Consider the following 11,750-nt stretch of genomic DNA (forward strand, 5'->3'; position numbering starts at 1 on the left):
CTTCAACATCCCCGAAGGCCTCAGTCAGGCCTCTCCCCCTTGGCGGGGGAGAAAGCGAAAACTTGGGCTTAGCGCAGGTAAGTCCTTAGTTTTCGCCAGAGAGCGGGGCGCGGAGCCCTAATGCCCCCGCGCCCCCCTCAAGCCGCCGCCTCAGCCAGCAACTCATCCGACACCGCCCCCAGCCGGCAGATGATCTCCGCATCCTGCCACTCCCCGGTCGCCGGGTCGCCGCTGCGCGAGAACGCCACCGCCGCCATGCGGTCGGCCATCAGCCGCTCGCACAGCGCCCGGGCATAGCGCGCATTGGGCACCTCGCGGCTTTCCTCGGGGATCGGATAGCCGTTCTTCCCCGCCACGAACCCCTGCACGACGTAATACGTCACCATCCCCCGCAATCCTCTAAAGTTCACCTTTTGTTCACATTCAAACACCAGCTCCGCGACGGAGTCGAGTAGGTCTCGTGACTAGAGCGTGATGTGCATTCGTGCATGGCATCGCTTGACGATGATTATGCATTAATGCATCGTCATGCCATCACACCTGGAGCTGGCAATGACCTCCTACCTGATCGAGCGCGGCTCTTACCCGATCGCCGCCGAAACCATCCGCACGGCCCTCGGCCTCAAAACCACCGCCCTCGACCTCCTCATCACCGCCGGCATCACCTCGATCTGTTCGATGAGTGTCCGCCCCGTCACCCGCGAAGTCTGGGATGTCACGGTCGACGACGACCCGGCAACCTTCGGCGTCCCCCTCTCGATCAGCGCCCCCCGCAAAACCGCCGCCGACCGCCGGCTAGTGCGGCGGGTGGAGTATGTGGCGGATGATCTCGCGGTGGCGAAGGCGCGGGAACGGGTGGAGCGCTGGTGCCGCAACCAGCACGAGGTGGCGCTGGCGCTGTTGGCGGAGGGGGAGGGGCAGGGGGCGGAGGAGCTGGCAGAGGTGGCTTGAGGGGCGCTCGCAATGGGCAGGTCGGCTTGACGGTACCAGTTACTCCTTCAACTGCTCGACGGAGTAAAGTTCTCCTTATGGAAGTCAACACCGGAGGTGAGTACTTGAAAAGGATAGAAATCCACTGGGACATCCATAGGCTCATTGAGGCTGAACGTCGCGGCTTCGACTAGGCCCCTTATTTGGCTCTAAGGCGGTTTTTGAAGATCCCAACGCCGGAGCTCAAAATGGCGAAATCTCCCATTGAGGGCGGAGGAGTTCCGTGGACCGAGGGTGGGTGTCCCATGGGCCTCTTGCCAGAACGGAATATCTCCGAGGGACGCAAGTATATGAAGAGCAGTTCATGAACGGCCGACTCGTTGTGAACGGACGCTCATTTGACACTCTGTCTGCCGCCGCCACCGCCTTGGCCGTCACCAAGAAGAGAAGGAAGACCGACCTTAACTGCTGGCCCCACTGGAAAACGAAGTTTCCCGGCGAGACAAGGCGGCGGGCGCTCATCGAGATGCGGCGCGAAGTGGAGGATCGGCGTATTCCTCGTGCGCTGTGTGGCTTGGTGTACACTGCCTAGGGGTGGTGACATCCCGAAACACCCAATTTTTGGGGAAGGGAACGTGTAATCAATTGTTGCTCGCCGACCACCTACCTAGGCTGTTCGAGTTCTGCCGATTCTGACACAAGCAGTCACGAGCCATATTGAGGGTGGTAAGCCATTGGCCTCCAAAGAATTTATCCTACAAGGGTTCACGGCGAGAACTCATGGTGACGCAATCCGAGAGCTATTCGAAGTTGCTGATATCCAACGCGTCGTTCTAAGCGTTGCCTTTATCAGTGATAGCGGTGTTCATCAGATTGAGCCGCGGCTCAAGCCTTATGCAAAAGTGCTGACCGCCTACGGCGGTATTCGCAACGACATTTCATCGCACCAAGGGCTCGTGCGGTTGTTCGGTCTGGGAGGTACCCTATACGCTGTCGACACAGGCGCACGAAGCGTCGTTTTCCACCCCAAGCTCTACCTGGTGCGAGGAGCCAAAGTTGCCCGTCTCGTCATAGGCAGCGCTAATCTTACGCTCGGCGGTCTGAACAATAACATCGAGGCTGGCCTTCTAATCGAATTTGACCTGTCTGACGTTGATGACAAGAAGGTGGTTGCTGCAATCGAGAAGGAGCTCGACGTGCTACCTGCAGAATACCCGGACCATATCTTGAAGGTCACGAAATCTTCCCAACTTGATGAATGGCTGGCGGCCGGGCGATTGGTCGACGAGATGGCACTGCCGCCGCCGCGTCCGTCGTCCAGAGGTTCGGGCACAGGGGCAGGGGACTCTGTCCCTCGCATCAAGCTCAAGGTTCAGCCCCTCCGCAGGCCTCTTAGGAAGGCGAAGGCTGCTGGCAAAAAGCAACCTGGAGCCAAATTGGCAAAGGCTCCCGCCCCGATAGCGCCCGGTGTCGATCTGGAATTGGTATGGGAAAGTACTCCACTTACCCGCAGGGACCTCAATATTCCTGATGGCGCGAACACCAACAAGACGGGCTCCATCAACCTCGACAAGGGCTTGCTGCCCGAGGATGTAGACCATCGGCACTATTTCAGGGACGATGTTTTCACGGCGTTAGCTTGGTCGGCCCGAACGGCTGCCGTCGACGAGGCTTACGCCAAATTTCAGCTCGTCCTGAAGGGCATTAGCTACGGCGAATTTGACTTGGCTATCCGCCATACCACCAGCACAACGAGCAGGACGTACCTTCAGCACAACGCCATGTTCAGGTTGAGCTGGGGGGCCACTGCCGCATATGTCGCTCACGACGACCTTATTGGTCGCACGCTTGCGTTGTACCGTGACAACGCGGACCCGACGAAGTTCGTGCTCGAAATCGACTAGGCGTCTTCGGGCAGCGGCTCGCTGGACGAGCGATGTCGTCTATCGCGCAGCTTTCTCCAGCCCTCGAGGATGTTCTCTTGCTTGGCTTTGGAAAGGCCCAATGCGCCTAGCACCACCTTGCCCTGTGTGCTGAGAAATTGGTGGGTCGATTGTTCGCGAATAGAGGTGTCTAGCTTAGAGAGGTCCACGTGTGTGCCCTTCGGAAGAGGAACGAGCAAGCGTTCGATTTCTGAGGGTATTAGTTCGAGCACGCCGCCGCCGTAGTGCCGCCCTTCAAGCTCGGCACTCAAGGCAGTAAGTGGATTGATGAAGCAGCCGACCAACTTCTCAGCATCCCCTTCCCGTGTGCGGATGCGGTACGCGGTATCGGTCGTATAGGCACCGATGCGATTGTGGATGAGGCGCGGTGTATCATGCGAACGCTTTAGCATTCCCACTTCGGTCGAGTAGACGGACGGCACTGTGTACCAAGGGGACCGCACGCGGCACTTATAGCGCGTGTGCAACTCCTTGATTTCGCCCGTGTCGATATAGGCGCGAGCAGCAGCGTCTACCTTCCCGTCAGTTTCCTTGAACCATAGGAAGTTGGTGGGGTTGCCCTTAGCAGCGTTAGCCTGGTGCTGACGCTCATCGTAGATGATGCCAGGACAATGTTCACTGCGGCCGAACATGGGGTGAGCCCACTTGCTGAGTCCGAAGTGCTCAACGGTCTCATCCGACACAAGGAAGAATTTGTTGGCCCCGGTAACAATACCAACGTCAACTTTAGCGATATCTGCGAAGCGATGCACTTCTTTGTGCTCGCCAATCTCATCGAATAGTGCTCGGGTATCTGCTCCAAGCAGAGCGCGCGTCCACTTTCCCGCAACGGTCTTGCCATTGATTGACTGGGGCGCCTCGAAAACCTCTGACGGCTCCAGTGTAAGGAATTCACGTCCCTTCACCGGATACATGCCGAGGCCTTCGGCTTTCTCACCTGCATAGGTCTTCTTCTGCGCCATAAGGATAACGGCGCCCTGAAGCGTATCGCTGAACCAAAGCTCTTCAGGGTCAATGATAACCAACCGGCTGCATTCGCGGCCGAGGTAAGATCGTAGCGACTGCGCGTGAGTCACGTGAATGATCTCGGCGGGGACCACCATTGCCAGCCGTCCACCCGGGCGCAGCTTGGCCATGGACGCCAGGATGAAGGGGACCCAAGCATTCGTATGCTTTGTAAAGGGAAGGCCCAGCTCCGCGAAGATCTCTTCTGCGCAATGCTGGAAGGGTTCGGGGAGATACTGATACCGAACGAATGGTGGATTGCCGAGGACGGCATCAAATTGGCTCGAAGCATCGTCGAGATGGATAATAGCCCACTGGAGGAAGTCTTCTGCGCGAACCTCTGCTGACTTCAGACCAACCTCGCGGGCCCGGCCATGTGCCTTACGAGCTTCGGTTTTGTCGAGCTCGAAGCCAACCACGTCTGCCTTCTGAAACCCTTTGACCTTCGACATAGCTTCAAAGAATACGCCGTCGCCGCAGCTCGGCTCAAGAACGCGCTTGGGGCTGATCTCCTTGACCCATTTCGCCAGGAAACCTGCCAGATCGGGTGGCGTATAATACCCCCCTCGCAACTTTTGGGCGGTCTCGTTCTTCATAAAGTTCATTGCCGGTGGTCCGTCTTTTTGTTGTCGATTTCCGGCAGACTTGGCTGCTCGCGCTCTTTCACATAGGTTCCAGCCGCGGTGATAAACCAGTCCTTCAGTGTCGACCCTTCAATGGCAAGTGCGCTGTAGAGGCGGCGCTTGAGGCCGGGGTCGACCTCAATCACTACCCGGCCAGAATCCCCCTTGGGCACTACAGCTATCCTCATGTTACCTATGTTACATAACGTGACAGAAACCTGCGACATTGCCAAGCTTTCCTGCGGCGATTTCAATCACGAGATCCCCAAGGTTCGCACACGTGACCACGACAGCCAGCATGACTCGAATTCCGGTGGGTTGCAGGCTGACTAGGACAAGCTCGGGCGGCTCTTAGGTGAAAGCGTGTACCCCAGGAGTCATTCCACATAGCACGAGTCTATCGACATACGCATATTCAGGAGGCGGCCACGCCAAGAGGCAGACTGCTGCATGGCGGGAGGTTGGGGGCCGTAGTTATTCACCGTGAACCCGCGAAGAAGGTTCTCTGGCCCGTCGAGTTACCTTGCATGCGAAGTTCCCGTGGCCCAAGAATCAACTTCGCCGCAGATTTCCGTATTGGGCACTATACCCTGAAGTCATTTGCGCGTGGAATTGCCATGTGGTTGCCGAAGCTTACTAACTCATTGACAGGGACGCGCACCGTGCATTAGGCGGCGTGCTATAGTTCCGATCCGGCGAGATTTTCACCAAGAAATCTCTGTGATTGTGATCGGAGCAGGAACGTTGGTAACTACTGTCGCCTGACGCAAGGGGGCGCCATGTTCCGTGTCGATCGAATAGCAAACTCGATCCAGCCGCTAGCGGCTCGCACCTTTTCGGAGCTCGGCCTTCGGGAGCGGTCTCATCTTCAGGAGTGGATCGCCAAGTATCCCTCTTGCCTGGGTGAGGAGCTGCTGATCATCCAGAAGGAGTTCGCTGGTTTTTCCGATACCCAGGAGCGGCTCGACCTGCTGGCCCTCGACAAGGAGGGCCGTCTGGTGATCATCGAGAACAAGCTCGATGATACTGGCCGCGATGTGACCTGGCAGGCATTGAAGTACGCTTCGTACTGCGCCAGCCTGAAAACTGAGAGCATCTGCTCCATCTATCAGGAGCATCTCCAAAGGACGGGCCAGGCGGGCGTTGCAGCCGAGCTGATCGCCGACTTCCTTGAGGTCGGCGATTTGGCGGAGGTGACGCTGAACCGTGGGCTTACACAGCGCATCATGCTGATAGCGGCGAATTTCCGAAAGGAAGTCACGTCGACGGTTATCTGGCTGATGAACTTCCGCCTGCAGGTTCAATGTTTCAAGGTAACGCCTTGGTCGATGGGGGATGAGCTATTCCTTAACGTCGAGCAGATCATCCCGGTGAAGGACACGCAGGAGTTCGTGATTGGCCTCGCCGACAAGGCCCAGGACGAGGTCCAGACAACTTCGGCTGATGCACACCGCCATTCGGTACGTCGGGAATTCTGGACCGAGCTGCTCAAGGCCATGCAGGGGCGCTCGGAGCTATATCGCAATATCTCACCGGGCACCGCCACTTGGATCGGTGCGGGGTCGGGGGTCCGAGGGATTGGGTTCAATTTTTCCGCGGCCGGGCGATATGGACGCGCCGAACTCTATATCGACCGGGGTGAGCAGGAGGAGAACAAGTATGTTTTCGACTGGCTCCACGACCGTCGCGAAACAATGCAGGCGGCGTTCGGCGGGAAGTTGGATTGGGAGCGGCTTGACCACCGACGCGCCAGTCGGATCAAAGCTGAGATCGAAACGAACATTTACGACCCGACCGAATGGCCCCGGATGATCGAGTTCATGGCGGACGCCATGGTCAGGATGGAACGGGCGATGCGGGATCCCCTTCGGACAATTGCGCCGGAACTCAAGGCCAGACAATCGGGAACTGAACTTGTCGCTGAGCTCCAGGAGCCAGATAGCTGAGGTCTCCGAGGGGGCGGCAATGAGACTCTTGCGACTATTGGTTCGATTGTTTGGCGGGCGAGGCCGCCTGCGCGTTGTTGGGACAAATACGCAGCCGCAACGACCGTTCACGTTTGGCCGGCGAATAGAACCGCAGTTGGTGGTGCTTGAGCGCCCAGCTCTGCCCCAAGCGGGAACCTTGCTGCGTGGCAAATGCTGGGTGATCGATGGCGACACCATTGTGATCGACAACATCCGGCTTCGGCTTGCGGGGATAGACGCGCCCGAACTTGACCACCCCTGGGGGCAGCGGTCGAAATGGGCGCTGGTGCAACTCTGCAAGGGCCAGACGATAACAGCCCGGATCAGGCCCGAGCTATCCTATGACCGCGTCGTGGCCGAGTGCTTCCTGCCGGACGGTCGTGACTTGGCCGCCGAGCTGGTCAGCGCGGGGCTGGCTCTGGATTGGCCCAAGTTCTCGGGCGGAAAGTACCAACATTTGGAGCCGCCCGACGCGAGGCGCAGGCTCTGGCGGGCGGAAGCGCGGCAGCGCGGAAGGATGCCACCTAACTCCCGGTCAATGCCCGAATAGCGCCCCAGCCGCGGCTCGTCCCCCTACTGGACGACAATCGAACTCCTGAGCGCGATCGGGTCCGCGATGAAATGCAATCCCTCGATCCCCGAGCCGGTCCCCCGCACCACGATCGAGCCGTAGCCCAGAACGCGCCCGAGGATGGATTGGTCGACGATGACCGACTCGACCTTTTCCATGTTCATCTCGCCGGTCTGCCGGCGGATCAGGCCGCGTTTCTGGATGACGCGGCGGGTGGTGACGGCGATTTCGGTGGTCATCTGCTCGATCCAGGCGCCGGCGAGGCTCCAGAGGCCGAACAGCATGACGATCGCGCCGACGATGGCAAAGGCGGTGCTGATGCCAGGGCCGACCGGGGCGAGGATCAGGATCAGCCCGATGACGGTAAGGATCAGGCCGCGCAGATAGACAATCCAGTGCATACGGCCGATGGCCAGCACCTGCTCATCGGGTTTCAGCACGCTTTCGACATAGCCCATCTCAGAGGCACCTTCCGCTATCGACGCCCATCCCCCACGCGCCGTGCTTGTCTAGGTGCTCGACTCAGGGTTCGCCGGGCTTTTCGGCGATGCTACGTCCTGTTCCTCATTCCGCGCGGAAGGGCAAGTCGGATGCCGTTGGGTTCATGAAGGTGGCGAGCGCGGGTTGGTCGACGTCAACCAAAAGGTTGACGCATGCTGCAGCCGCGTCAACGCATAGATTGACGCCGGCAGTCGGTGGGCGCGCGGCCCGTTGGCCGCTGCGTGGGAGGCCGGGAGCCGGGCCGGTACCGGCCCGATACCCACGCCAGCGCCGTGGGATGGATGGTTGACGTGCCTGAGCCGGGTTGCCCCGGTGCGCCGGGCATCAGCTCACCGCCCGTTCCATGATCTTGGCCGCAATGAGCAAGGCCATCAGCAGCCACACCAACCCGGCAACGCGACGCGCCCGGCGATGCCGCTGCTTTCGTTCGAACCGCTCGACGACATCTGTCACGGCCCGGTAGAGGCCGGGGACACGGCGATACATGGCGTCCGCAGCCTCTCGCCGCTTGGCGGCGGCAAGAGCAGCAACCTGCTGCGGAGTCAGGCGGGGCGTGTCGCGGGTCGCTTCGACGACCAGGGCTTCGATGCCTCGCGCGAGTTCGGCGTCGTTCATGGCACAACAACGATCCCCGCACTTTTGAACAGCGCGGCGGTCATTTCCGGTTCGACGATCACCCGCGGCGTGGTCGTGAGCTGGTCGAAGTAGAGCACGCGCCAGACCTGGGCGCCGTTTTGGGCGCCGTTCTCGGCGAGGTAGACGGTGCTCGGGTAACTGCCCTTAGTCATCTGGCCGCTGGCCATCCAGATTTCAGGGGTGCCTGACGCCGTCCAGGCGCCGAGCGTGGTGAGGGGCGCCAGACTCTGCGACGTGGCGGCGGTGTAGTTCGCCATGTCGACGCCTGCCGGCAGGGTCTCGCCACTGAGGATGGCCCCGACGCCGGTCTTCATATTGGTGAAGCCGTATACCGTGCCGCTGGCGGTTGGGATCGCCTCATACTCCCAGCCTGGCGGGATGGTGACGCCGACCTCGGTGATGGGGTTGGTCCAGGCGCTGGGCAGGGCGAGGGCGTCGATGGCGCGCTTGTCCACCGCGTTGATCGCGGTGATGGCCACGTAGAGCGCGAGGCCGAACAGGATGCCCAGGGTGCGGCGCAGGCGGCTTTGGGAGTAGGCGCGCACGGTGGCGAGCCCGGTGTCATAGGGCGCCGGGGCGCCGCGCAGCACGGCGCGGTAGGCCGGTATCATGGTGAAGAGGTTGAGCAGCGGAATGCCCAGCGCCAGGCCCTGGGCCCAGACGCGGACCTCGCGCATCAGGTTGCCGCCGAAACCGAAGCGGGCGCGGCCATCGACGGGTTCGGCGCGGATGCCGAAAATGGCCTTGCCCAGCGAATTGCCGGTGAGCGTGATGATGATGGCGTTGACGAGCAGCGTCACCGGCATGGCGAGGATGACCAGGGCGCGGATATCGACGAAGTAGAGCTGGAGATAGAGCTGCAGGTTCACCGCCGGCAGCACCCAGTAAAAGCCGGTCAGCAGCACCGTGGCGATGATCGATATGTCGATCGAGCGGGCGAAATAGCGGCTCCATGGCCCGGCGAGAACCGGAGCCACGTGGGCCGTGGAAAACCCCGAGTGGCCGGCATCATCGTCATCGTCATCGTCGTCGTCGGCTCGATCGCTGCCCGGGCGATAGTCGCCAAGGCGATCGGCGACCAGCACTTCGCCGTCCAGGTCCGCAGCCGTTGCTTGCTGCCGGGCAACAGGCAAAGCCGGCGGCAGCGCGTCATCTACGAGGTGGACGAACTCGTCAGTATCGGCGAGCGGAATCCATTCGGCCAATCCTTTGCGCCACACTAACGTCTCCGCCGTCAGCTGGCCGGTGACGAACAGGTTTTCGATCTCGTCCGCGGAATGCGGGCCGACAGGTGCATCGTCGGCGGAATAGTACCAAGCCATTATGAATTCCCCCCAATTGGTGGGAATGGTTACATGGTCCCGCGGCGGCTGTCATCAGTTTGTTGCCGGTTTGTTCCGTCGCGTTGCGGCGACAGGTGTCATTCCCGCGCAGGCGGGAACCCCGTGCGATCCGGCAAACGCCGGTGCAGGCTGTAGCATCCCACTGGGTCCCCGCCTTCGCGGGGATGACGCCGGTGGGGTGGGGTAGAGCAGGGCGGACGGCCTCGCTGGTCTTTCGCCACGGCGGGGATGTAGCGGTTCTCACGCGCGCTGTGGTCGCTCGTCGCTTGCGCTCCAAGCGCGCTACACTGCGTTGCGCGGACCCCTCATCCGCCCTTCGGGCACCTTCTCCCACAAGGGGAGAAGGCACTCACTCCGCGGCCCGTGGCTCTTAGGATGAGGCCGGCTGAAGGCGAGGCTTCCCGACCTTGCCCCAGCCCATCACCTCCGGCTGGCAGCCTCCGCGTACGGCACATTGCGGCCGCCATAGCGGCGGACGCGGATGTTGGCTTGTTCGGCGTGGCCGGCAAAGCCTTCGAGCAGGCAGAGGCGGGAGCAATATTCGCCGATCATCGCCGAGGCTTCGTTGGTGAGGACGCGCTGGTAGGTGACGGTCTTCAAAAACTTGCCCACCCACAGCCCGCCGGTGAAGCGCGCCGCGCCCTTGGTGGGGAGGGTGTGGTTGGTGCCGATCACCTTGTCGCCGAAGGCCACATTGGTGCGGGGGCCGAGGAACAGGGCGCCGTAATTGGTCATCCGCTCGAGGAACCAGTCGGGGTCCGCGGTCATCACCTGCACGTGCTCCGAGGCGATGGCGTCAGCGGTGGCCAGCATTTCCTCGAGCGTGTCGCAGACGATCACCTGGCCGAAATCGGCCCAGGAGCGGGCGGCGATGGCAGCGGTGGGGAGGATGGTGAGGAGGTGCTCCACCGCCGCGATGGTGGCGCGGGCGAGGGGTTCGGAATTGGTGAGGAGGATGGCCGGCGAGGTCGGGCCGTGCTCGGCCTGGCCGAGCAGGTCCGTGGCGCAGAGCTCGGCATCGACGCTGTCATCGGCGATAACAAGCGTTTCGGTGGGGCCGGCGGGCAGGTCGATGCCGATGGTGCCGAACAGCTGGCGCTTGGCTTCGGCGACATAGGCGTTGCCGGGCCCGACGATCATATCGACCTTGCCGATGCTGGCGGTGCCGAGCGCCATCGCCGCGACGGCCTGCACGCCGCCGAGGCAATAGATCTCGTCGGCGCCGGCCAGGTGCTGGGCGGCGACGATGGCCTGGGCCGGCCGGCCCTCGAAGGGCGGGGCGGCGGTGATGATGCGCTTGACGCCCGCGACCCGCGCCGTGACCACCGACATGTGGGCCGAGGCGAGCAGCGGGTATTTGCCGCCCGGCACGTAGCAGCCGACGGCGTTGACCGGGATGTTCTTGTGGCCGAGCACGATGCCGGGCAGCGTTTCCACCTCGATATCGGTGAGCGCGGCGCGCTGGTGCTGGGCGAAGTTGCGCACCTGGGTCTGGGCGAAGCGGATATCGTCGAGCGCCTCCTCGCCGACGGCGGCGACGCAATCGGCGATCTCGCTCTCGGAGAGCCGGAAATCGGTGCGATCATAGTTGTCGAAGCGCTGCGACAGCTCGTGCACGGCGTCGTCGCCGCGCTTGATGATGCTCTCGATGATGGTTTCGACGGTGCTGCGCACCTGGCGGTCGGCCTCGGCGGTGGTGGCGGCAGCTGCCGCGGTCTTCAGGTAGCGGATCATCCCAAGTCCTTCACGATATTAAGTCCTCTTTGTCTGGCAAGCCCCGGTTTCCGGCCGGTTTGCCGTCTCCGAATGGTCGGCGCAACGCTACTGCATCCGGATGCAACAGCATTCTTGCATCCGGATGCAGGAAGCCAGCTGGCGCTTAGGCGAACGCCGGCTGCGGAGGTGCAGGGCGCTGTTACGCATTGGTTCCGCTGGGCCACACGCGGGCCCGCCGCGCTGCCTTCCCATCTCAATCATGAGGCACGCGTGACGGTATCGCCGGCGCAGCCGGGGCTGCCTGTTCCCGGCCACGGGCAGGGGCTATCGCATATGAACGGGCACCGGGCTCACCGTCGTCCTCCACCGCGTAGCGGGGTCCGGATGAGGGCTAAGGCCCTCACCGTGGGGGGACCAGCGAAGCTGGTGGTGGGGGCGGCCAAAACACCGGCGCATCCTGCCGCCCCCTCCACCGCCTTCGGCGGTCCCCCCGGGGTGAGGCCTTTGGCCTCATC

At 61.8% G+C, this 11,750-nt stretch carries 11 protein-coding genes; 4 read left to right on the forward strand and 7 right to left on the reverse strand.

Annotated elements, in window-relative coordinates; translation table 11 throughout:
- Positions 1 to 137 precede the first annotated feature (137 nt).
- On the reverse strand, positions 138 to 386 hold the full coding sequence (locus VW23_RS15365) for a hypothetical protein (RefSeq protein ID WP_055884243.1): 249 nt from the start codon (positions 384 to 386) through the stop codon (positions 138 to 140).
- 166 nt (positions 387 to 552) lie between these two features.
- Here VW23_RS15365 and VW23_RS28620 point away from each other — a divergent pair, with 166 nt between their 5' ends.
- Both VW23_RS28620 and VW23_RS15380 read left to right on the forward strand, forming a co-directional pair.
- Positions 553 to 951, forward strand: a complete 399-nt coding sequence (locus tag VW23_RS28620) for a hypothetical protein (RefSeq protein ID WP_069910427.1) — start codon at positions 553 to 555, stop codon at positions 949 to 951.
- 713 nt (positions 952 to 1,664) lie between these two features.
- A complete protein-coding gene (locus tag VW23_RS15380; RefSeq protein ID WP_069910429.1) occupies positions 1,665 to 2,834 on the forward strand; it encodes a phospholipase D family protein in 1,170 nt (389 codons plus the stop codon).
- Here VW23_RS15380 and VW23_RS15385 read toward each other — a convergent pair.
- Positions 2,831 to 4,483: an N-6 DNA methylase gene (locus VW23_RS15385; RefSeq protein ID WP_069910430.1), complete on the reverse strand. Its 1,653-nt coding sequence runs from the start codon at positions 4,481 to 4,483 to the stop codon at positions 2,831 to 2,833. The two genes, VW23_RS15380 and VW23_RS15385, sit on opposite strands and share 4 nt — an antisense overlap.
- Positions 4,480 to 4,755 carry a hypothetical protein gene (locus VW23_RS15390; RefSeq protein WP_201788056.1) on the reverse strand — a complete coding sequence of 92 codons (276 nt, stop codon included), beginning with the start codon at positions 4,753 to 4,755 and terminating at the stop codon, positions 4,480 to 4,482. Before VW23_RS15390 ends, VW23_RS15385 begins: the two co-directional genes overlap by 4 nt.
- Before the next feature lie 525 nt (positions 4,756 to 5,280).
- Here VW23_RS15390 and VW23_RS15395 point away from each other — a divergent pair.
- The gene (locus VW23_RS15395) at positions 5,281 to 6,447 is read left to right on the forward strand and encodes a DUF4268 domain-containing protein (RefSeq protein WP_069910431.1); all 1,167 of its coding nucleotides are present in this window, start codon (positions 5,281 to 5,283) and stop codon (positions 6,445 to 6,447) included.
- Between the two features lie 178 nt (positions 6,448 to 6,625).
- Positions 6,626 to 7,018: a thermonuclease family protein gene (locus tag VW23_RS28280; protein ID WP_201788057.1), complete on the forward strand. Its 393-nt coding sequence runs from the start codon at positions 6,626 to 6,628 to the stop codon at positions 7,016 to 7,018.
- A gap of 23 nt (positions 7,019 to 7,041) precedes the next feature.
- On the opposite strand, the gene VW23_RS15405 is transcribed toward VW23_RS28280, so the two are convergent.
- The 4 genes from VW23_RS15405 to hisD form a co-directional block, all read right to left on the reverse strand.
- Entirely contained in the window at positions 7,042 to 7,497 is a 456-nt protein-coding gene (locus VW23_RS15405) for a PH domain-containing protein (protein WP_069910432.1), read from the reverse strand.
- 367 nt (positions 7,498 to 7,864) lie between these two features.
- Complete coding sequence (locus VW23_RS15410) at positions 7,865 to 8,155, reverse strand: hypothetical protein (protein WP_069910433.1); 291 nt, start codon at positions 8,153 to 8,155, stop codon at positions 7,865 to 7,867.
- Entirely contained in the window at positions 8,152 to 9,498 is a 1,347-nt protein-coding gene (locus VW23_RS15415; RefSeq protein ID WP_069910434.1) for an RDD family protein, read from the reverse strand. Before VW23_RS15415 ends, VW23_RS15410 begins: the two co-directional genes overlap by 4 nt.
- Positions 9,499 to 9,939: 441 nt before the next feature.
- A complete protein-coding gene (hisD, locus tag VW23_RS15420; protein ID WP_069910435.1) occupies positions 9,940 to 11,253 on the reverse strand; it encodes a histidinol dehydrogenase in 1,314 nt (437 codons plus the stop codon).
- Positions 11,254 to 11,750 lie beyond the last annotated feature (497 nt).

Source organism: Devosia insulae DS-56, from assembly GCF_000970465.2.
GTDB classification, from domain to species: domain Bacteria; phylum Pseudomonadota; class Alphaproteobacteria; order Rhizobiales; family Devosiaceae; genus Devosia_A; species Devosia_A insulae.